The organism is Bacteroidales bacterium, from assembly GCA_035353855.1.
Classification (GTDB): Bacteria; Bacteroidota; Bacteroidia; order Bacteroidales; family CG2-30-32-10; genus DAOQAK01.
The window spans coordinates 23,990-45,954 of record DAOQAK010000022.1; the positions used below are offsets into that span (position 1 = coordinate 23,990).

Annotated in this window: 18 protein-coding genes; 11 read left to right on the forward strand and 7 right to left on the reverse strand. The window is 33.7% G+C overall.

The window, feature by feature from the left end:
* The first annotated feature begins 3 nt into the window (after positions 1-3).
* Genes PKK00_07170 through PKK00_07195 form a run of 6 tightly spaced genes read left to right on the forward strand, consistent with a single transcriptional unit; the run spans position 4 to position 6,182 of the window.
* Positions 4-1,548 carry a cytochrome ubiquinol oxidase subunit I gene (locus PKK00_07170; protein HNW98176.1) on the forward strand — a complete coding sequence of 515 codons (1,545 nt, stop codon included), beginning with the start codon at positions 4-6 and terminating at the stop codon, positions 1,546-1,548.
* Positions 1,541-2,671, forward strand: coding sequence for a cytochrome d ubiquinol oxidase subunit II (gene cydB / locus PKK00_07175; protein HNW98177.1), 1,131 nt, complete (start codon positions 1,541-1,543; stop codon positions 2,669-2,671). The genes PKK00_07170 and cydB overlap by 8 nt, the downstream gene beginning before the upstream one ends.
* Before the next feature lie 17 nt (positions 2,672-2,688).
* Positions 2,689-2,817, forward strand: coding sequence for a hypothetical protein (locus tag PKK00_07180; GenBank protein HNW98178.1), 129 nt, complete (start codon positions 2,689-2,691; stop codon positions 2,815-2,817).
* Between the two features lie 14 nt (positions 2,818-2,831).
* On the forward strand, positions 2,832-4,781 hold the full coding sequence (locus tag PKK00_07185; protein ID HNW98179.1) for a tetratricopeptide repeat protein: 1,950 nt from the start codon (positions 2,832-2,834) through the stop codon (positions 4,779-4,781).
* A gap of 3 nt (positions 4,782-4,784) precedes the next feature.
* The gene (locus tag PKK00_07190; GenBank protein HNW98180.1) at positions 4,785-5,492 is read left to right on the forward strand and encodes a 16S rRNA (uracil(1498)-N(3))-methyltransferase; all 708 of its coding nucleotides are present in this window, start codon (positions 4,785-4,787) and stop codon (positions 5,490-5,492) included.
* A gap of 36 nt (positions 5,493-5,528) precedes the next feature.
* Positions 5,529-6,182 (forward strand): DUF4159 domain-containing protein, encoded by a 654-nt coding sequence (locus tag PKK00_07195; protein ID HNW98181.1) that lies wholly within the window; start codon positions 5,529-5,531, stop codon positions 6,180-6,182.
* A gap of 2 nt (positions 6,183-6,184) precedes the next feature.
* Here PKK00_07195 and PKK00_07200 read toward each other — a convergent pair whose 3' ends face one another.
* The 3 genes from PKK00_07200 to gcvP form a co-directional block, all read right to left on the reverse strand.
* Complete coding sequence (locus tag PKK00_07200; protein HNW98182.1) at positions 6,185-7,171, reverse strand: T9SS type A sorting domain-containing protein; 987 nt, start codon at positions 7,169-7,171, stop codon at positions 6,185-6,187.
* Between the two features lie 146 nt (positions 7,172-7,317).
* The gene (locus tag PKK00_07205) at positions 7,318-9,003 is read right to left on the reverse strand and encodes a choice-of-anchor J domain-containing protein (protein HNW98183.1); all 1,686 of its coding nucleotides are present in this window, start codon (positions 9,001-9,003) and stop codon (positions 7,318-7,320) included.
* Between the two features lie 172 nt (positions 9,004-9,175).
* Positions 9,176-12,034 (reverse strand): aminomethyl-transferring glycine dehydrogenase, encoded by a 2,859-nt coding sequence (gcvP, locus tag PKK00_07210; protein HNW98184.1) that lies wholly within the window; start codon positions 12,032-12,034, stop codon positions 9,176-9,178.
* 239 nt (positions 12,035-12,273) lie between these two features.
* Between gcvP and PKK00_07215 the strand changes: the two genes are divergently transcribed.
* The 5 genes from PKK00_07215 (at position 12,274) to rny (ending at position 17,811) form a co-directional block, all read left to right on the forward strand.
* Complete coding sequence (locus PKK00_07215; protein HNW98185.1) at positions 12,274-12,894, forward strand: hypothetical protein; 621 nt, start codon at positions 12,274-12,276, stop codon at positions 12,892-12,894.
* A 267-nt stretch (positions 12,895-13,161) separates the two neighbouring features.
* Positions 13,162-15,087: a T9SS type A sorting domain-containing protein gene (locus tag PKK00_07220; GenBank protein ID HNW98186.1), complete on the forward strand. Its 1,926-nt coding sequence runs from the start codon at positions 13,162-13,164 to the stop codon at positions 15,085-15,087.
* A gap of 282 nt (positions 15,088-15,369) precedes the next feature.
* A complete protein-coding gene (locus tag PKK00_07225; GenBank protein ID HNW98187.1) occupies positions 15,370-15,657 on the forward strand; it encodes a hypothetical protein in 288 nt (95 codons plus the stop codon).
* Between the two features lie 14 nt (positions 15,658-15,671).
* Complete coding sequence (locus PKK00_07230) at positions 15,672-15,965, forward strand: cell division protein ZapA (GenBank protein ID HNW98188.1); 294 nt, start codon at positions 15,672-15,674, stop codon at positions 15,963-15,965.
* Between the two features lie 292 nt (positions 15,966-16,257).
* Positions 16,258-17,811, forward strand: coding sequence for a ribonuclease Y (gene rny / locus PKK00_07235; protein HNW98189.1), 1,554 nt, complete (start codon positions 16,258-16,260; stop codon positions 17,809-17,811).
* Positions 17,812-17,941: 130 nt separating this feature from the next.
* Here the strand turns inward: rny and PKK00_07240 are convergent, their stop codons facing one another.
* From PKK00_07240 to lpxD, 4 genes are all read right to left on the reverse strand, one after another.
* Positions 17,942-18,565, reverse strand: a complete 624-nt coding sequence (locus PKK00_07240) for an ATP-binding cassette domain-containing protein (protein HNW98190.1) — start codon at positions 18,563-18,565, stop codon at positions 17,942-17,944.
* 18 nt (positions 18,566-18,583) lie between these two features.
* Positions 18,584-19,378 carry an acyl-ACP--UDP-N-acetylglucosamine O-acyltransferase gene (gene lpxA / locus PKK00_07245; GenBank protein HNW98191.1) on the reverse strand — a complete coding sequence of 265 codons (795 nt, stop codon included), beginning with the start codon at positions 19,376-19,378 and terminating at the stop codon, positions 18,584-18,586.
* Positions 19,375-20,775 (reverse strand): bifunctional UDP-3-O-[3-hydroxymyristoyl] N-acetylglucosamine deacetylase/3-hydroxyacyl-ACP dehydratase, encoded by a 1,401-nt coding sequence (locus tag PKK00_07250; GenBank protein ID HNW98192.1) that lies wholly within the window; start codon positions 20,773-20,775, stop codon positions 19,375-19,377. The genes lpxA and PKK00_07250 overlap by 4 nt, the downstream gene beginning before the upstream one ends.
* A gap of 107 nt (positions 20,776-20,882) precedes the next feature.
* On the reverse strand, positions 20,883-21,917 hold the full coding sequence (gene lpxD / locus PKK00_07255) for a UDP-3-O-(3-hydroxymyristoyl)glucosamine N-acyltransferase (protein ID HNW98193.1): 1,035 nt from the start codon (positions 21,915-21,917) through the stop codon (positions 20,883-20,885).
* Between the last annotated feature and the right edge of the window lie 48 nt (positions 21,918-21,965).

Below are 21,965 nucleotides of genomic sequence, written 5' to 3' on the forward strand. Positions count from 1 at the left end.
ACCATGATTGATAATATTGATTTATCGCTGGTCGATTGGTCGCGGGCACAGTTCACGCTCACGGCAATTTATCACTGGCTGTTTGTCCCGCTAACACTGGGACTTACATTTATCATCGCCATAATGGAAACCATATATGTAAAAACGGGTAATGAAGAATGGAAGCGAATCACAAAATTCTGGATGAAATTATTCGGGATTAATTTCGCTATTGGTGTTGCCACAGGAATCATTATGGAATTTGAATTCGGCACCAACTGGTCGAATTACTCATGGTTTGTCGGAGATATATTTGGCGCACCGCTCGCAATTGAAGGAATAATGGCATTCTTCCTCGAATCAACATTTATTGCCATAATGTTTTTCGGATGGAATAAAGTGAGCAAAAAATTTCATTTGCTTTCATCATGGCTTGTTGCAATAGGTTCAAACCTTTCTGCACTTTGGATTTTAGTTGCAAATGCATGGATGCAAAATCCGGTTGGCATGCATTTTAATCCCGACACAGCCCGCAGCGAGATGCTTGATTTCTGGCAGGTATTACTTTCACCTTTAGCTGTAAATAAATTTCTTCACACTATTTTTTCAAGTTACATAGTAGCATCATTATTTGTTCTTGCAGTTAGCAGTTGGTTCATCTTAAAGAAAAGAGAAATAATAATGGCAAAGCGAAGTATGGTCATTGCTGCTACCTTTGGGTTAATCGCATCATTGTTCACAGCATTTACCGGCGATGGCTCGGCATACCAGGTTGCTCAAAAACAACCGGCAAAACTTGCAGCAATGGAAGGTTTATATAATGGGAAAAACGGCGCAGGTCTTACCATGATTGGTATTCTCAATCCTTTAAAAAAATTCGACAATGATAAAGATGATTTTATTTTCCAAATTGAAGTCCCCAAAATGCTTTCGATACTGGGTTACAGAAACAGTGAAGCATTTGTACCAGGTATAAATGACCTTATAAAAGGAAATGCAGAAAATAAAATTCTATCTGCTGAAGAAAAAATTACAAAAGGAAAAGAAGCTATTGCTGCTTTGAAAATATATAAAAATGCCAGAAAGGTTAAAAATACTGTAATTGCAGATAGTGCCAGAAAAGTTTTTGAGGCAAATTATTCTTTCTTCGGTTACGGTTATCTGAATAAACCAGAAAGTATAATTCCAAACATACCTATGACTTTTTACAGTTTTCACATTATGGTAACACTAGGGTTTTATTTTATAGGATTCTTTTTACTAATTATTTTTCTTCTTCTAAAAAAGAAAATCGAGCACAATCGGTTCTGGCTTCGTCTTGGTATATGGTCGTTTCCATTGGCATTCCTTGCTTCCATTACCGGATGGATTGTTGCAGAAGTTGGAAGACAACCGTGGGCTATACAAGACCTTCTTCCCACAGCAATAGCCACTTCCAATATTGACACATCAGCTGTGCAAATAACATTTTTCCTTTTTGCCGTATTATTCACCATATTATTAATTGCGGAAATTAAAATAATGCTCACACAAATTAAATCAGGTCCGAAAGGAGGCAGCCATGTTTGAAACACTTTCATTATACCCATTACAGCAATACTGGTGGGCACTGATTTCAATGCTAGCAGGCTTGCTTGTATTTCTTTTTTTTGTACAAGGCGGACAAACACTGATTGGTACGCTTTCATCTAATGATGATGAAAAAAATATGCTCATCAATTCTTTAGGAAGAAAATGGGAATTCACTTTTACAACTTTAGTAACCTTTGGTGGGGCTATGTTTGCGGCATTTCCTTTATTTTACGCAACCAGTTTTGGTGGTGCTTACTGGGTGTGGGTGATCATACTTTTCTGTTTTATTATTCAGGCTGTATCTTACGAATTCCGAAGGAAACCTAATAATTTTCTCGGAACAAAAGTTTACGATATTTTTCTTTTTATCAATGGCAGTGTTGGGGTAATACTTCTCGGTACAGCTATAGCAACATTCTTCACCGGTTCCGAATTTTCAGTTTCCGATATGCATCTTTCAAAATGGCAGAACCAGCTAAGAGGAATTGAAGCTGCTTTTAATTTTGATAATCTTGCTTTAGGTATTGCAGTGTTCTTTCTGGCACGGGTACTGGCTTTGCTTTACTTTATAAACAATATTGATAATCAAAACATTTATAAAAAGGCCTTAAAACAGCTTAAAATAAACACAATTCTTTTTTTAATATTCTTTCTATACTTTGTTTTTAGATTGATAATGATGACTGGCTTTTCTTATAACCCAACAACAAAAATTATTTTTATTGAACCTCATAAATATTTGAACAACTTTTTTGAAATGCCGATTATTCTTTCACTATTTTTTTGGGGAATTATCTTTGTGCTTGTTGGTATAATTCGCGATCTATTCCTGAAAAAGAAAAATGGTATTTGGTATGCAGGGTCAGGAACTGTGTTAACAGTATTTTCTCTCCTTCTGAATGCCGGCTATAATCATACATCATTTTATCCGAGCACATATGATTTGCAAAGCTCGCTTACAATTGAAAATGCTTCATCAAGTCATTATACGCTAACAGCCATGAGCTATGTATCGCTTATGATTCCGTTTGTGCTTGCCTATATTTTCTACGCTTGGAAAATAATGGATAAAAAGAAAATTGATGCATCAGAAATTGAAAATGATGAACATGCTTATTAACGAAAAAATCTTTACAAATGGATAATAATATAACTTCAATTTTTTGGTATCTTAGCTGGCCTGTTCTGATTTTTCTTTCTTATAAAATTATCAGGCTTGTATTAAACGCTTTTGAAAAGAAAGAAAAAACAGCAGAGCAGGAATAATAAATTCCTTTGCAATGGCTAAGATAAAGAATTTAGAACAAAAAGAAGAATACCAGGAAACAAACTTATCTTCAGGCAACTGGTTTTTACGTAACATCAAGTTTTTTACAATACCTATTCTGCTTTTTGTAACCATTATTATATACAGCAACACACTAAAAAGCGAATTCGTATTGCTCGACGATACAGCAAAAATCAAGGATAACACTGTAATTACTGAACTTTCGAAAGACAATATGAAAGAAATGTTCAGTACATTTATTTTCCACACTTACTTTCCGGTAACACTTCTTTCCTATGCTGTTGATTATTTAATATGGGATGGATTTAATTCATTTGGGTTTCATAAAACCAATTTGTTTTTGCATTTGATCAATGTTTTGCTTTTATATTTCTTCGCAAAAAAATTTACTAACAACAGAATGGCCGGATTTATTGCAGCTCTTATTTTTGCTGCTCATCCTATGAATGTCGAATCAGTATCATGGCTTTCGGAACGAAGCAACCTTTTGTACACATTGTTCTTTCTGGCTTCCATGAATACTTATTTGCATTATGTTTATTACAACAAAAATATCGTCAGCAGAATTTTCACTTACCTATTTTTCATACTGTCTTTATTAGCAAAATCTTCAGCAGTAATGCTGCCGATAGTTTTTATATTGATTGACTATTATAAGAATGAAAATTTTTCAATTAAATTTATTTTTAGAAAGATTCCGTATTTATTTATTTCATTCTGTTTCGGACTTGTGGCCATTTACGCTTCTACTTCTACGGAAAACATTAAAGACTTATCAGTACACTACAATATTCTCGACAGAGTATTCCTCGCATTTTATCCATTAACTGTTTATATAATCAAATTTTTTGCACCTGTTAATCTTTCTGTGCTTTACCCCTACCCGTTGAAGAGCGGAGGTTTCCTTCCCTTTTTATATTATCTATCAACATTATTTATTTTACTTGTAATATTTATAACACTTAAGTTCCGCACATTGAAGAAAGAACTGGTTTTTGCATTTTTATTTTTCTTCTTCAATATTTCGCTTTTACTCATGGTTGTTCCTATTGGCGGCAATTTCCTGATGGCTGAACACTTTGTGTATGTCCCATACATAGGAATGGCAATAGTTGCCGAAATTATTTTCTATAAAATTTATGACAACACAATTACATTAAAAATACCAAAACAAGTTGTGCTTTCAATATTTTACCTGCTTATTCCTGTATTCTGCATTGCTACTTATATGAGAAACAACGTTTGGAAAAACAGCACTGCATTGTTCTCCGACCTTGTTGAAAAACAACCACAGGATGCTTATGCGCATTACAGTATGGGAACTTTGTACATGGAAAAACATGATTACGAAAATGCAATTAAAGAATTTAATATTTCTATTAAGCTTGACAATAGTGATGCGAACGCATTTTATAACCGTTCATTATGTTTTATAAATTTTAACAAGATTGATTCTTCTTTTTTTGATGCGGATAATGCGATTAAACTAAATCCAAAACTACAGATGGCTTATATTACCCGCGGAAATGTCAGGACACTAAAGAAAGACACGATAGGCGCAATCTCCGATTACAGCAAGGCAATTGAATTATCAGATAAAAATCCTATTCCGTATTACGATAGAGGAAGAATGTATATGAATACTAAAAAATATTCTGAAGCGTTAATCGATTTCAATAAAGCTATTGAGCTCAACTCTGAATATATTGATGCATATAACAATCGCGGCATTACATATTATTTTTTAGGAGAATATAAAAAATCAATTGAAGATTATAACCTGGTTATTATGTTAGATAAGAATTATGCTTACGCATATCTCAATCGTGGTCTTTCAGAAATTGCACTTGGCGATAAACGCGGAGCATGTACAGATTTTGACAATGCATACGACATGGGCGTAAGAAGTGCCGCAAGATATATGAAAAAATATTGTTATTGATTTATGAATCTCTTTTATTCAAACTATATCGAACATAACAACATCATTCTTTCAGAAGAAGAATCAAAGCATGCTGTAAAAGTAATGCGTGCAGTTAAAGGAGATAATCTTTTTATAACAAACGGACAGGGAAAACTTTTCAAAACAGTTATTGAAGATATTAGTCCGAAGAAAAGTATTTTAAAAATTATAGAAGAAATAAAAGAAGCTTCACAACCAAAGTATCATCTTCATATTGCAATAGCGCCAACAAAAAATCACGACCGGCTGGAATGGTTTGCGGAAAAAGCTACGGAAATTGGCATAAGCGAAATAACACCTGTTATCTGCGAACATTCCGAACGAAGAAGCATAAACCATGAGCGCCTCGAGCGTATTGTAATTGCAGCAATGAAACAATCGCAACGATTATATCTGCCGAAAATAAATCCTGAAATTTCATTCAGGGATTTCATTGAAATGAAATTCGATAGTAATAAATATATTGCATCATGTGTTGATGAAGACAAAAAAAGTTTACAAAATATTTATAAAGCAGGCGAAGATGTTATTGTAATCATTGGCCCCGAAGGTGATTTCAGCACTAATGAATTATCAAATGCAATAAAAAATAATTTTATTCCCGTATCGCTTGGTTCAAATCGTTATCGCACTGAAACCGCAGCATTACTGGCATGCAGCACAATTATGTTTTTAAATGAATTCGTTTGATTATGTTTTTTTAAATTTGCTCAGACATTAGAATCAATGAAAAAAATTTTATTCATCATATTAATTTTTATATCCGTTTCGTTTAAACCCGATTCACCTGCCATTAAAATAGGTTTAATAAAATATAAAGGTGGTGGTGATTGGTATGCAAATCCTACGTCATTGCCCAACCTTGTAAAATTTTGCAATGAAAACTTAAATACTAACATTAACGAAACCATTGACAATGTTGATGTGGGAAGCAGTGAAATTTTTAATTACCCTTTCGTTCATCTGACAGGTCATGGCAATGTTGTATTTTCAAATGAAGATGTCATTAATTTAAGAAACTATTTAATTGGTGGCGGATTCCTTCACATTTCCGATAATTATGGCATTGACAAATATATCCGCAGAGAAATGAAAAAAGTTTTTCCGGACAATGATTTCGTGGAGTTGCCTTTTACACATGCCATTTATCATCAGAAATACTCTTTCCCAAACGGGCTTCCAAAAATTCATGAGCACGACAATAAAGCACCACAAGGCTTTGGTATAATTTACGAAGGAAGATTGGTGTGCTTTTATGATTATGAATGTGACTTAGGTGACGGATGGGAAGACCAAAGTGTTCACAAAGATTCTGAAGCTACCCGATTAAAAGCATTGCAAATGGGCGCAAATATTATACAATACGTTTTTACGAATTAAACTTATTTAGCAACAATCATCTTTTTAGTTAGCCTGTGATTGCCTGCTTTTAAGGAATAATAATAACTTCCGCTCTTTAAATCTCCTGAATTGATTTTAATTTCATGCAAACCTTTTAGTTGTTTACCTTCAGAAAATTTATTAATCAATTTCCCATTCATATCATATATTTCGAGCGAAACATCATTTGAATTATCATTCAATTCATACTGAACCAATGTATACTCAGATGCCGGATTTGGCTGATTCTGACTAAGTTTCAAACCATCTATAAAATAATTATCATTAATATTTGCAGCACTCATATCAGCAATGATAAATATTCCAAAATCCAAATCCATTCCCCAGTTGAATGACTCTAAAACAGTATGCCATGTATCATCAGCCCATTTCACCCACGAAAGCTGTGATTGCAAAGCATCACCATCGGTTGTAGAAAATATTCCTATTGTATCATCATCCATCGTGGAAATATCAACACCGACAGCATAATCAACAAATACAATAAATGTATCATCAGTAAAAGGAATGATTGTTAAGCCCGATGAATTAATTTGTGAAGTAGTAATTGTTTTACTTATAAATATTGAATCAGGGGCGTTGTTTACAGCACCACTGGTATCGGTACCGGGACCATCAAGAGTATAAAAGTTTACAGATAAAGTATCCGCATCTCCAATAATTTTTTTTGCACCTACCCAAAAAGCAACACCGTTAATAAGGTACGATTGAGGCACTTTATATTTTTGAGCAAAAGCGTGATCGTTTAATGCATTAACACCAAAAGAATATCCTCCTTCAATAAACGAATATAAAACAGGAGTACCTGTAGCAAAGCTAGCGGGACGTAAAGTATCTGTAGTAATTTTTGTTTCCTGTACTGAAACAATTTTTTCTTTTATAATTTTGTTTTTATCGTGTTGTGCAAATACTGTTGCCGAAAAAATTATCGTGGCAGTAAATAATGAAATACTTAATTTTAAATTCATAGAAAATTTATTATTGTTATTTTGAATTCTGCAAAGTTAGAAAAAATGTCAAGTTATTATAACTTGATTTATCTGTATTTATTATTTGCATGAAAAAAGAAAGGCTACCCGGAATGGGCAGCCTTTCAATATTTTGAAATCAGGAATTATTTAGTAACATTAATTTTCTTGGTTACAATTCCTTTTGCAGTTTGAACCTGTACAAAATAAACACCGGCTTTTAAATTTGCTGTATTTAATTTGTACGAATTAACATTAGGAGTTTCGCTTAATACAAGCTGTCCAACAGGATTTAAAATATTAACTGAAAGAATTTGTTTAGCTGATTCTATGCTAAGCACATTCTGAACAGGATTAGGATAAACATTTACACTGCTATTAATATCTAATTCAGAAATTCCAGCTTCTACAGAAATAGAAACATCATCTAATAATAAGAAATAATTATCTGTACAATTAAAATGTCTGAAAGCAATATAAATATTTTGTCCGTTATAAGCTGCTAAACTAACCATTTTTTCAACAAAAGCTGAATCAGCTTCTGCTAAAGTATCTGAAAATACTGTAGTAAAATCAGCAACTGCTGTTCCTGTAGTAGATACCATAACTGAATATACTTCGGCAGGGTAACCAGGATCTAATGGAGCTACCCAAAATTTAAGAGCTAAATTAGCATTATTAATATTAAACTGACGTGTAATTAAATAGTTATCCGGAGTAAGTGCACCAACACCATTTATATATGAAGCTGATGTTGCACATATAGAACCATTGTGTCCATATGATGCTAAAGCACTCCAATCATATCCATCACCATCAGCATCATTTGAAGTCCAGCAATCAGGAACAAAATATGTTTCAAAATCTTCAGTATATGGATAAGAACTAATAGCACTACTACAAACTATCCCTTTACCAGTTAATGCTATTGATATATTACCTCCGTTGGTAGCTATTACAGCTGTTTGATTATTAGTACCGGCAGCTGTTGGAGCATAAGTAAAAGTAAATGTTGTTGATTGTCCAGCTGTTAAACTAACTGATGAAGGAACAAAAGAAGTTGTAAAAGGGGCACTTAAACCTGTAATAGCACTTGCTGTTAAAGTACTGGCTCCTGTATTAGTTAATGTAAAAGAACCAGAAGTAACAGAATTACCAGTAGCAACATGACCGGCATCCCAAGTAAGAGGAGTACATGATGCAACAGGTACAGAAAGTGCAGTACCATCAACCATAGCTCTGATATTCCATGTTCCGGTTAATGAAGCAGCAAGATCAGTTAAGTGATACCATGAACCACCATAAAGCATAAAATTACCATTAGGAATAGCGGTTGTTGCACCATCAACACCTGCAGGATAACCACCAGAAACAGTAAGGAAATATCCAAAATATAAATCTGTAGTTGGAATAGCAAAAGGAGTAGTAAGAACTACGTTATTCCAACCTTCAACAGCTGTAAAAGGTTGTGAATAAACTAAAGTAGTCTGACTTGAATATAATCTTATTTCACTGGAAGTAACATTTGTAGCTCCATTAATAAATAATTTAATAGAAGTAATCGTGTTACCCAAAGAATTATGTGCAGCTAAGTTTGCAGCAGGGTAATATGCAAAAAAACCAAAAGTATCAGCAGCATTAGTTCCAATAGCACTGGCATTATCACCATCATAATGTAATGAATCGACAACTGCTTTCGAATCACCTTTAAAAATATTAATTTCATTTGCAACTTTAATCGAAGAGAAAATCTTGTTCGTTCTCTTGTTTACCTGGCCAAAAATGAATCCACTCATTAATAATAATGCAGTGAAAATGTAAATTTTTTTCATAATGTAATTTTTTGTTAATATTAGTTAGTTTTTCAAATTTATATGTCGCAAATTTAATAATAATTATTTATATCTGTTTATATTTTTTCAACAACTATTGAACAGTAATCCTATTGAATTACGCAAAATAGCCTTTAAAACAGAATATCAAATATAACTATGTATATATTTATCAATTAGATTCACATGAACAAACAAGGTTACGGTCGCCATAAGCATCATCTATTTTTGATACCGTTGGCCAATACTTATCTTCAATTATTGATTTTACAGGAAACGCTGCTTTTTCACGAGAATATGGAGCATTCCATTCAGCAGCAGTAACTGCTTTTAAAGTATGAGGCGCTTTTTTTATTACGTTATTAACTTTATCTGCTTTCCCTTCTTCAATTTCTCTTATTTCTTCCCGTATCATAATCATTGCTTCACAAAAACGGTCAAGTTCATGCAATGGTTCGCTTTCCGTAGGTTCTACCATCAATGTTCCGTGAACAGGAAAAGCTACCGTAGGTGCATGAAATCCATAATCCATTAACCGTTTTGCAATTTCAATAGCTTCTATATCGGCCGTTTTCTTAAAGTTATTGCAATCGAGTATCATTTCATGTGCTACACGTCCTTTGGAACCTGAGTACAAAATCGGATAATGTTTTTCAAGTCGTGTTTTAATATAATTTGCATTTAAAATGGCCATCTTAGTTGCCAATGTAAGACCATTTCCACCCATCATTTTTATATAGCCATATGAAATAGGCAGCACCATTGCACTTCCGAATGGACTTGCAGAAACTGCAGTTATTCCTTTTTCGCCACCTGTTTTTACAATAGAATGTGTAGGCAGGAATTGTACAAGGTGTTTTGCAACACCAATAGGTCCAACACCGGGACCACCGCCACCGTGAGGAATTGCAAATGTTTTATGCAAATTCAAATGACAAACATCAGCGCCAATTGTAGCAGGGTTGGTAAGCCCTACCTGTGCATTCATATTTGCTCCATCCATATAAACCTGTCCGCCGCAATCATGAATAGATTTGCATATTTCAAGAATGTTTTCTTCAAAAACACCATGCGTTGAAGGATAGGTAACCATTAATGCAGCAAGCGTATCTTTATATTGTGTAGCTTTTTCACGTAAATCATTAGTATCAATATTTCCTTTATCATCGCATTTCACAACAACAACCTGCATACCTGCCATTACCGCACTTGCAGGATTAGTGCCATGTGCAGAAGCAGGAATTAAAATTGTTGTACGTTTTGCATCTCCCCTGCTTTGATGATAAGCGCGAATAACCATTAATCCGGTATATTCTCCCGCAGCCCCTGAATTGGGCTGAAATGAAATAGCTGCAAAACCTGTAGTTTCGCATAATACCTTCTCTAATTCATTCATTAAAATTTGATATCCTTCTGCTTGTTCAGATGGAACAAAAGGGTGAATATTTCCAAATTCAGGCCAGCTCAATGCAAATAATTCCGATGCAGCATTTAATTTCATCGTACAACTTCCAAGTGGAATCATTGAACGATTCAGTGAAAGGTCTTTCTCTTCGAGTTTTTTAATATATCGCATCATTTCTGTTTCTGAATGATATGAATTAAAAACAGGGTTTTGCAGATATGAAGATTTTCTTTTTAGCTGGGCAGGAAGTTTACAGGCAACATTTGCAGCAGCATTAACTTCTTTAAATGATTTATTATTTGCTTTTGCAAAAATCCCGATGATTGTATTGATGTCGTTTAACGAAACCGTTTCATCAGCGCTAAGTCCAATAAGCTTATCAGAAATATAATTAAAATTTACCTGTTTATCGACTGCAATTTTTTTAATCGCATCAACTTTAACAGTTGAAGGGATTTCAAAAATCAATGTATCAAAAAATTCATTGTTTAATTGTTTATAACCTAATTTTTGAATTTCTTCAGAAATAAGGCAAGCGCTTTTATGAATATCATCAGCAATATTTTTTATTCCTTCATATCCGTGATATACAGCATACATGCTTGACATAATTGCAAGCAGCACCTGTGAAGTACAAATATTCGAAGTAGCTTTTTCACGTTTAATATGTTGTTCTCTTGTTTGCAGAGCCATTCGCAAAGCTCTGTTGCCTGCAGCATCTACTGAAATTCCTATTATTCTGCCGGGGATACTTCTTTTGTATTCTTCTTTAACTGCAAAGAAACCTGCATGTGGACCGCCATATCCAAGAGGCAATCCAAAACGCTGAGTAGAACCAAGAACAACATCGGCGCCTAATTCACCCGGAGGTGTAAGCAATGCAAGACTCATTAAATCGGCTGCAACAGCAACTTTTGCCCCGGCAGTATGTGCTTTTGAAATAAATGAAGAATAATCATTTACTTTTCCATTTAAGTTTGGATATTGAACTATTGCTCCAAAAACTTTTTCGGAAAACTGAAAAGTGTTGTAATCACCGAATACAAGCTCAATTCCAAGAGGAGCAGAACGTGTTTTAAGAACATCTATTGTTTGTGGGAAGATCTGAGTATCTACAAAAAATACATTAGCGCCTTTTTTAACAGCATCCCTGGATCGTGCATTATAAAGCATTATCATCGCTTCAGCAGCTGAAGTAGCTTCATCAAGCAAAGAAGCATTAGCAATAGGTAAAGCTGTTAAATCAGAAATCATCGTTTGAAAATTCAGTAAAGCTTCGAGCCTGCCCTGCGAAATTTCAGCCTGGTATGGAGTATAGGCAGTATACCAACCCGGATTTTCAAGAATATTTCTTGTTATAACAGGTGGAGTTATGGAATTGTAATATCCCATTCCTATAAATGAACGATAAATTTTATTTTTTGAACCCACCTCTTTTAAATGATTCAGATATTCATATTCGTTAATACCGCTTGCAATATTAAGCGGACTTTTTCTTCGAATCGAAAGCGGAACAGTTTGGTCAATCAACTCATCAAGCGATTTTACACCAACAACATCAAGCATTTTTGATGTTTCATTCTTCCAAGGACCTATATGCCTTTCAGTAAAATTATCTGTTATCATTTTATAAAAGATTTTAATTATATATATCAATTGCAAAATTATAAGTTAATTGTTTCAATGAATTATTTTTTGTTCTTTTTTTTATCATAAAACTTTTGAACTGCATTAATAAAGGTTTTTAATATCCTTCTTTAAATCAATTATTTTCAAATCGAATAAAAAAAATTCGTTAATTTGCTTTACGAAAAAACAGCATTTAACTATCTTTACAATACAATAGCATATACTGAACATGAATCATGAATAAAATAATTACATTTTTTTTTATTTTATTTATCCTGGCAGTTACAAATATTCAAGCTCAGGATACAATCAATTTGCTTAATGGCAAACAGATTATAGCAAAAAGCATATACGAGGAACCCAGCAGCACTCTTTTGAAATACGATATTGGTTTTAGAAACAAATCAAAACAAAAAGCAGTTGATTTGTTAAATGTATATTCAATAAACTATTTTAATAAGACAAATAAAATTTTTTATAAACAGGATTCAGCAATAGGATACAACTTATCAATACCCCAAATGAATTATTATATTATGGGGGAACGCGAAGCCATAAAAAATTGTAAAACTCAATGGATTGCTGTCGGAGGATTTATATTGGGTGTTACAGCAACACACGTTATGCAATTCTGGGGAGTAATAACTCCTGCTGTTTATGCTGCTGCTATCGGAATTTCTAATCCTAAAATGCATTATTCTGAAAATATTAATTATTCCACTTCTTCTGATTTTAATTTTAATGAAGGATATAAGTTTAAAGCTACACATAAAAAAGTAAAAAATGCGCTTCTCGGAAGTATAATCGGAATAACAGCTTATGCAATCACTTCCTATACTATAAATGTTCTATATTAATCAGAATTTTTCTAATTAATATACCGACAGAAAAGAGTTTTGCAAAAATATTTTTTGTTTTCTGTACGGTATAACTCGTTCTAAACAGTTTTGCCTTTGCAAACCTGATAAGAACGAGTATAAATTCAACTTTAATAATTTTTTACATGATTAATATTATAAAAAAGCATAAAATATTTTTTCGTTTATAAGAATTTATTATTTTTGCAATCAAGTTACATTTAAAAAAAACCAATTAAATAAATTATTAATCAAAATCCAACACTTATGAAAAAATTCTTACTGTTTACGCTTGCAATTGGAATTGCAGTTTCGGTAAGTGCACAAGTAAAAAAACATGTTGCACACTATAACGGACCTACTGCAAAATATAGCCCCGTTATGAAATTAGATTTATCAACCAATCAAACACCTATTACTAAAAGTTTCCAAAAAAAGAATAATGCTGCTAAAACTACTAACAGCATTACTGACGTTACTATGGGAACTTCAGGTAATGCTTTTGGTTTTTATGGTGGGGGCAGAACTTACCTTTGGGCTGATGACAATATTGGTTCTGTAGCATTTTCACACAGAGCAAGCACTAATCCCGGAAGCGGTTATATCCAGTATGATCTTTCAACCGATAAAGGGACTACCTGGAGTGTAAACCAAGGTCCGGCTTATAGTCCTGATAATGTTACACATTTTGGTGCCAGATATCCCCAGGGATTAATTTATAACCCATTAAACAACACTGATCCAAAAAATGCTTATTTTTCATACATGGCGCCAACACTTGATAATACCAACAGCAACTGGGGTGGTATGTGCTATGGTGTAAAAAAACTTGATGGCACCACTGCTGCAACACAAACCAGCCTTATGTCATCTGAAAATAATATCTGGCATGTTATTCCTAATGCTTACCATGTAACACAACAAGGTACAATCTGGGCAATTGAGCCATCAGATTCTCTTGATGCTACTGGTTATGGCCATTACAAAGGTATGATTGTAACAAAAGGTGTATGGAACAGCACTACAAATGATTTTGATATTACACGTACTATATTAAATATTCCTTTTTCTGGAGATGCTACTGATGCTACAATAGTTTATTGTGCAGATAACAGAATAGCTTTCGCTCCTGATGGACAAGTTGGTTATATGGCATTTATCGGTCATGATGATTTTACATGGATGCCTGACTCATGCTACTATCCTATACTCTATAAAACTGTAGATGGTGGTGCAAACTGGACTGGTCCTATCCGTGTTGATTTAAGCAATCTTCCTGAATTAAAACAAGCTTTATCACCAGACAGCAACTATTTATTATCACCAGGATTCCAATTAGATTTAGCTGTTGACCGTGATGGTAACCCTTATATGGGTATGGCTGTTTGCGTTGCTGGTGATGCCTGGTCAGTTCCTACTGCTCCTGGTTATATTTGTCAGGCTGCTGTATATTCTACAGATGGCGGAACTAACTGGGATGCTAGATTCTTAGATTATAATCAAAGATTTCGTGGTACGTTCGCTGCAGGAACTGCTAATCAAATCACAGAAGATTCAAGACCACAAGTGGCAACTGATATGGAAGGAACTGCAATGTTCTTTACATGGCTTGATACGGATACTGTAAATTACACTGGCACTACCGATAACTATTATCCTGATATTCATATGAGAGGCTTTAAAGTTACTGATCATGAAGTATTTCCGGCACTTACAGAATCTTCAAATGTTACTACAGGTACTTTAGCTGATGGTTGTGCATATATGGGCTCTGCTTCATATTATGCTTTTGACAATGGCAATAACGAATTCGAAGTTCCGTTATGTTATATGAAAATGGATCCAACTAACACAATAACTGAAGTTACGTTCCATTATTTAAAAGGAGCTATTGTAAATGTATCTGGCGCAGGTATTAATGACATTAACAACAACATTGCATCAGTATCTCAAAACTATCCTAACCCATTCAGCAATACTTCTGTTGTTACAGTTAATCTTTCAGAAAGAGCTAACCTTACAATGAGTATTTGCAACCTGGTTGGACAAAAAGTTTATGAAACAACTAAAGGTACTGTAAATGCAGGAACTTATAACTTCAATATTGATGGTAGCAATTTATCATCAGGAGTTTATTATTATACTATTAAAGCTGGTGATTATTCAGTTACTCATAAAATGATTGTAGAATAATAAATATTCTTTTTTTTAATAAATAAAAGGCTACTTATTAAAGTGGCCTTTTTTATTTTATTTATATTCAATTTTTTAATATTTAGCATTTTCCTCAAAATGATTTTTTTTACAAAAAAAATTCATTTTGGCTATAAAGATATTATCTTTGTATTATTATCACATAGCACTATTAAATTTTATTTTATTGATAAGCCTGTCGGAATATGGCTTCGATAAACTCAGCCTGACAGTAAATATTTATAATACAATAGTGCTATCGATTATCATTAATATATTTTCATGAATAAAATTTCAATAATTCTACCTGAACTTGAATTTAAATTAAAAAAAGTTGTAGATTTGCAACAACAAACTTTAAAAGAAAACAAAAAATTAAAAAAAGATAATTCAGAAGCAACAAAAATAATTGAAGAACAAAAAGTTATCATTAAAAATTTGGAGGAAAAAGTTAAGATCATTAAAATCTCAAAAAGCATAGAAGGGAAAAAGGATAATTACAGGGTAAAATTGAGAATTAATGAACTTTTGCGGGAAATTGACAAATGTATAGCTCTATTAAACAAGTAAGATAAAAGAAACTAATGTCAAATCTTACAGTTACAGTAACAATTGCAGAAAGGCCATACAGGCTTAAAATAAAAGCTGAAGAAGAGGAAGCTGTAAGAAAGGCAGTAAAGTTAATTAACGAAAAAATTAAAACATATGCCGACACATACGCATATAAGGATAAACAAGACTTACTGGCTATGGTTACCCTTCAATTTGCAACGTATGTTGTTAACTATGAAGAGAGTTCAAAAATTAACGATGACCATGTCATAAATAAACTTTGTGAACTCGATAAAATTCTTACAGACTGTTTAAATATAGCATAACGTTCTTTGAAAAAACACGTTTTTTTATTTCAAGATTTCGAAATAAAAAATCGAAGATTTACCCGCAATAATTCATCTCAAGTTTGTTAAACTTAACATAAAAAAATCTGGGGCATAAGCTCACGATTTCAAAAACAGGCCTCACTTCTGTTCTCTGAACAGGATTCCCGGTCGGGGACAGTGGACGTTTGAAGAATCTGGCAGCCTCAACCATGTTATATAGAGGTTTACACTAAACCTTTTGAATTATTTGCGGGTTTTTTATTAAATAAAATTTGAAACACATATAGAAATGGAATTGAATGAAAATATCTTAGTTATTGCCATTACTGCAGTAGTTTCATTAATTGTGGGATTTTTAATTACCAATTTTATTATCAGGAAATCGATAGTACGAAAAAGTCAACACATAATTAAAGAAGCACAGGCAGAAGCAGAAGTTATTAAGAAAGATAAAATACTTCAGGCAAAAGAAAAATTTCTGCAATTAAAAGCAGAACATGAAAAGCTCATTAACGAGAAAAACAATGTTATTATAGCTACTGAAAACAGGCTTAAACAGAAAGAGCAATCGTTAAATCAAAAAATTGAAGAAGTCCAACGTAAACAGAAAGAATTAGCTGCTATAAAAGATAATCTTTCTAACCAACTTGAAATCGTAAGCAAACGCCAGCTCGACCTCGAGAAAGCTCATAAGCAACAGATCGAACAACTAGAAGCTATTTCCGGTCTTTCTGCAGCTGAAGCAAAAGCTCAGATTGTTGAATCGCTGCGTTCGGAAGCTAAAACAGAAGCTCTGACTTATATCAAAGATTCAATGGAAGAAGCCAAGATGACTGCCAATATGGAAGCAAAGAAAATAGTCATCGAAACGATACAGCGTACAGCTACAGAACATGCTGTTGAAAATTCTGTTTCTGTTTTCAACATTGAAAACGATGAAATGAAAGGTCGAATAATAGGTCGTGAAGGTCGTAATATACGTGCCCTTGAAGCAGCTACAGGTATTGAAATTATTGTTGATGATACTCCTGATGCCATTCTACTTTCTGGATTCGACCCTGTTAGAAGAGAGATTGCAAGGCTTTCATTACATAAACTTGTTACTGACGGTCGCATCCACCCTGCCCGAATTGAAGAAGTTGTTGCTAAAACAAAAAAACAAATCGAACAGGAAATTGTTGAAATTGGTAAGCGTACCACAATAGACCTTGGTATCCAGAATATGCATCATGAGCTGATAAGAATGATTGGTAAAATGAAATACCGTTCATCTTATGGTCAAAATCTTTTACAACACAGCAAAGAAGTTGCAAATCTATGTGCAACAATGGCTGCGGAGCTTGGCTTAAATACCAAAATTGCAAAACGTGCAGGATTACTCCATGATATCGGTAAAGTTCCAGATACTGAACCCGATTTACCACATGCAGTTCTGGGAATGAAACTGGCTGAAAAATTTAAAGAAAAAAACGAAGTATGTAATGCTATTGGTGCTCACCATGACGAAGTAGAAATGGATAGCCTTATTTCTCCAATCGTACAGGTTTGCGATGCTATTTCAGGAGCAAGACCTGGCGCTAGGCGCGAAGTTGTTGAAGCATACATTAAACGTTTACAGGATTTGGAACAACTGGCTTTATCATACCCGGGAGTTGTAAAAACATATGCTATTCAGGCAGGACGTGAACTCAGGGTAATTGTAGGCGCTGAAAAAGTAACAGACCAAGAAGCAAACGACTTGTCGTACGACTTGTCGAAAAAAATACAGACCGAAATGACTTATCCTGGTCAGATAAAAATAACAGTAATCCGCGAAACACGAGCTGTGAGCTACGCCAAGTAGTTTATGGCCTGTTCATATATGCGTGTTTTTTTTGTTGTAGCCAGACGGCGCCTTGTAAGCGCCGTCTTTTTTTTATCATATTTTCTGAAGCACAAATAATACCGATCGCAAATCTGTTTTTCCGATATTATTAATTCTTATAATCAGCTAAATTTAGTTTGCTTTTACAAAAAGAATATTCATGCTTTTGCTCGTTGGAACCTACAATTATTATTTTATTCCCTGAATACTTTTCTATCATTTGCTGATACCATAATATCCCTTCAGCATCAAGGTTGGTACAAGGCTCATCAAGTAATACAAATGAAACATCCGAAAGGATAGCCAAAGCAAGTTTTACCCGTTGCTTCATACCAGATGAAAAATCATGATAGATCTTATTTTCCGAATTTTTTATTCCAATTATTTTAACAATATCTGATTCTGAAAAATTATCCAGCGGTTTTTTGAAAGAGAAATGGAATCGAATATTTTCCAATAATGAATATTCTTCAATGAATTCAATATATGACGAGCATATGCAAATATGTTGAAATACATCTTCTATTCGAAGGGCTTGTCCGTTTAATTCATAAGTAATACTTCCTTCATCAGGAGTCAAACGGGAAGATAAAATATTTAATAAGGTTGATTTCCCTGAACCATTTGCACCAATTATTGCGCAATTTTGAGAAAATAAAAATTCAAAATCAAGATGACGAAATATCCATTCGTTCTTAAATTTTTTTCCAATGTTATTGAGGATTATCCTCATGTTTATTTATTGGGTGATTTATCTTTCAAAGTTAAGTCTTGAATAACCTTTCATAATTCCACGACTGGAATTGGTAATAAATGAAATGATTTCATCGCGTTCAGATGTGGCAGGCATTTCAGCCTCAATTATTGCAAGCGCTTGAGTAACATTAAAACCTCTCAGGTAAATTACCCTGTAAATATCCTGTATCTCTTTAATTTTTTCAGGGGAAAAACCTCTTCTTCGAAGCCCGATAGAATTTATCCCGACAAATGAAAGGGGTTCACGAGCAGCTTTAGTGAATGGAGGCACATCTTTTCTAACAAGAGAACCTCCCGAAATCATAACATGTGCGCCAATATTACAAAACTGATGAACAGCAGCTTGTCCGCCAACAATAGCATAATCATCGACATTGATATGACCTGCCAATAATGCGGCATTAGCAATTATACAATGTTTTCCAACAACACAATCATGCGCAATATGTGCACAAGCCATTATCAATGCATTGTCATTGATTACTGTTTCAAAGCTAGCTTTGGTTCCCCTGTTAATAGTAACAAATTCACGAATAGTAACATTATCGCCAATTTTAACTAATGTTTCTTCTCCGCCATATTTCAGATCCTGGGGAATTGCAGATATTACAGCACCGGGGAAAATTTTACAATTTTTACCAATACGAGCACCTTCCATAATTGTAACATTTGATCCTATCCAGGTACCTTCGCCAATTTCAACATTTTTACTGATAGTAACAAAAGGTTCAATAACTACATTGTTGGCAATTTTAGCTTGAGGATGAACGTATGCTAGCGGTTGATTCATGATTCTTTATTTTTTGAAATTAATGCTGTTAATTCAGCTTCCATAACTATTTTATTTCCGACATAAGCAATTCCTTTCATCTGGCATATGCCTCTTCTTAGTGGTGAGATAAGCCTCAAATCGAAAATAAGAGTATCGCCCGGACATACTTTATGCTTAAATTTTGCATCATCAATTTTTAAAAAGAGCGTATTATAATTTTCAGGATCGGGTTTTTGATGAAGAAAAAATACGCCTCCTGTTTGTGCCATGGCTTCTATTTGCAAAACTCCAGGCATTACAGGCTCAGATGGAAAATGACCTGTAAAAAATTCTTCGTTTGCTGTAACATTTTTTAATCCGATAACATGCGAATCTGAAATATCAAGGATTTTATCTATTAATAAAAATGGATAACGGTGAGGTAATATTTTTCTAATTTGATTAATATCATAAATAGGCTTTGCATTTACATCATACTGAAAAGCCTCTTTTTTATTTCTTGTTTGACGAATTAACTGTCGGATTATTTTTGCAAATTCAACATTGGAATGATGCCCTGGCCGATTAGCTATAATATGCGCCTTTAAAGGCATTCCCACTAATGCAAGATCGCCTATTACATCCAAAAGTTTATGACGTGCAGGCTCATTACTATAACGAAGTTCAATATTATTCAGGATTCCTTCTTTCAGAACTTCAACTTTTTTTCTTTTGAATAATGATGCAAGCCGTGTAAGTTCTTCATCAGAAATGACCCTGTTAACAAAAACCATAGCATTATTCAAATCGCCACCTTTAATTTGATTATTGTTTACAAGTGATTCCAGTTCATGAAGAAAAACAAAAGTACGTGATGATGCTATCTCATCAGTAAAACAACTCATATCAGTTATTGATGCATTTTGTGTTCCAAGAACATTGGTTTCAAAATCTATCATTACCGATACTTTGAATTCATCGGAAGGAATTGCAATAATTTCAACTTTCTTTACAGGGTCGCGGTATAATATATTTTCTGATATTTTAAAATATTTTCTTTCGGCATCCTGCTCAACAATTCCTGCTTTAATCAAAGCATCAACATATATTTTTGAACTGCCATCAAGAATTGGCGGTTCGGGTTTATCAAGCTCTATTAAAATATTATCAATTTCCAGCCCTGATAATGCGGCAAGAGTATGTTCAACCGTTTGAACACGAACTCCATTTTGTTCAATTGTTGTTCCTCTTGATGTATCTACAACATTAAATGTATCGGCATCAATAATTGGTTTTCCTTCGAGGTCGATTCTACGAAATTTATACCCATGATTTACTGGAGCAGGTAAAAATGTAATGTTCACTTCCTCTCCTGAATGTAATCCCACACCGGATACGGTAATAGGGTTTTTTATTGTTTTCTGTTTTTTTACCATAACGGCGCAAATGTATGAAAATATTAAAAAATAAACAAAAATGACAACCCGCTGTTCATATAAAAAATATGTTTAATCAGCTTATGAAAAATTTATATTCAAGTCTTCTATTTTGATTCTTTCAATTTTTGTTCAAGCTCATCAAGCCGCTTATATAAGGAGGGAAGCTTTTTGTAAAGGACATATGATTTCTGGTAATCATGAACGTTAAAAGCAGGTGAACCCTGAATAATTGCACCTTCATCATTGATATTTTTCTGAATCCCTGATTGTGCAGCAATTTTTACATTATCGGCAATATGCAGATGACCAATAATACCAACCTGACCGCCAATCATACAGTTCTTGCCAATTTTTGTTGAGCCGGCAATGCCTGCCTGTGAAACAATAACAGTGTTCTCGCCTATTTCAACATTATGTGCTATTTGTATAAGGTTATCAAGTTTTGCTCCTTTGCGAATAATTGTTGAACCCATCGTTGCGCGATCTATTGTAGTATTAGCTCCTATTTCAACATCATCTTCAATAATTACATTTCCTATCTGAGTAACTTTTATATAATTATTCCCTGCCTTTTCCTGTGCGAAGCCAAACCCATCACCTCCAATTACCACACCTGAATGGACAGTGCAATTTTTACCAATATGAATATCGGTATATATTTTCACGCCGGCATAAATTAATGTATTTTCATTAACCTGCGAGTTATCACCAATGTATGTTTGCGGATAAATTTTTACATTATCACCTATCAAAACATTTTCACCAATAACAGCGAATTCACCTATATATACATTTTTTCCAATCTTTGCTGTTTCAGAAATAAATGCATGTTTCGAAATACCGGCTTTATTTAATTTGATTTGATTATATATTTCAAGAAGTTTAGCAAATGCCTGGTATGCATCTTCAACACGAATAAGTGTGGAAGATATTTTTTGTTCAGGAATAAAATCCTTATTTACAATTACAATAGAAGCTTTAGTGTTATAAATATATTGAGTATATTTCGGATTAGCCAGAAAACTTAACGAACCCTCGCTCCCTTCTTCTATCTTTGACAGCCTGCTGACTTCAGCATTCTCATTGCCCTCTACATTACCATTCAGCAATTCGGCAATATGTTTTGCAGAAAATTTCATATCGTTTTTTTACGAAAAGCTGTGCAATTTAGCAATTTTTCAGCAAAC

Excerpts from the sequence above, each read along its gene's own strand:
- gcvP (HNW98184.1), bottom strand. The coding sequence starts at position 12,034 with ATGATAACAGATAATTTTACTGAAAGGCATATAGGTCCTTGGAAGAAT.
- PKK00_07180 (HNW98178.1), top strand. The coding sequence starts at position 2,689 with ATGGATAATAATATAACTTCAATTTTTTGGTATCTTAGCTGGCCTGTT.
- lpxD (HNW98193.1), bottom strand. The coding sequence starts at position 21,917 with ATGAAATTTTCTGCAAAACATATTGCCGAATTGCTGAATGGTAATGTA.
- PKK00_07220 (HNW98186.1), top strand. The coding sequence starts at position 13,162 with ATGAAAAAATTCTTACTGTTTACGCTTGCAATTGGAATTGCAGTTTCG.
- PKK00_07250 (HNW98192.1), bottom strand. The coding sequence starts at position 20,775 with ATGGTAAAAAAACAGAAAACAATAAAAAACCCTATTACCGTATCCGGT.
- PKK00_07190 (HNW98180.1), top strand. The coding sequence starts at position 4,785 with ATGAATCTCTTTTATTCAAACTATATCGAACATAACAACATCATTCTT.
- PKK00_07240 (HNW98190.1), bottom strand. The coding sequence starts at position 18,565 with ATGAGGATAATCCTCAATAACATTGGAAAAAAATTTAAGAACGAATGG.
- PKK00_07215 (HNW98185.1), top strand. The coding sequence starts at position 12,274 with ATGAATAAAATAATTACATTTTTTTTTATTTTATTTATCCTGGCAGTT.
- cydB (HNW98177.1), top strand. The coding sequence starts at position 1,541 with ATGTTTGAAACACTTTCATTATACCCATTACAGCAATACTGGTGGGCA.
- PKK00_07205 (HNW98183.1), bottom strand. The coding sequence starts at position 9,003 with ATGAAAAAAATTTACATTTTCACTGCATTATTATTAATGAGTGGATTC.
- lpxA (HNW98191.1), bottom strand. The coding sequence starts at position 19,378 with ATGAATCAACCGCTAGCATACGTTCATCCTCAAGCTAAAATTGCCAAC.
- PKK00_07185 (HNW98179.1), top strand. The coding sequence starts at position 2,832 with ATGGCTAAGATAAAGAATTTAGAACAAAAAGAAGAATACCAGGAAACA.
- PKK00_07195 (HNW98181.1), top strand. The coding sequence starts at position 5,529 with ATGAAAAAAATTTTATTCATCATATTAATTTTTATATCCGTTTCGTTT.
- PKK00_07225 (HNW98187.1), top strand. The coding sequence starts at position 15,370 with ATGAATAAAATTTCAATAATTCTACCTGAACTTGAATTTAAATTAAAA.
- rny (HNW98189.1), top strand. The coding sequence starts at position 16,258 with ATGGAATTGAATGAAAATATCTTAGTTATTGCCATTACTGCAGTAGTT.
- PKK00_07200 (HNW98182.1), bottom strand. The coding sequence starts at position 7,171 with ATGAATTTAAAATTAAGTATTTCATTATTTACTGCCACGATAATTTTT.
- PKK00_07230 (HNW98188.1), top strand. The coding sequence starts at position 15,672 with ATGTCAAATCTTACAGTTACAGTAACAATTGCAGAAAGGCCATACAGG.
- PKK00_07170 (HNW98176.1), top strand. The coding sequence starts at position 4 with ATGATTGATAATATTGATTTATCGCTGGTCGATTGGTCGCGGGCACAG.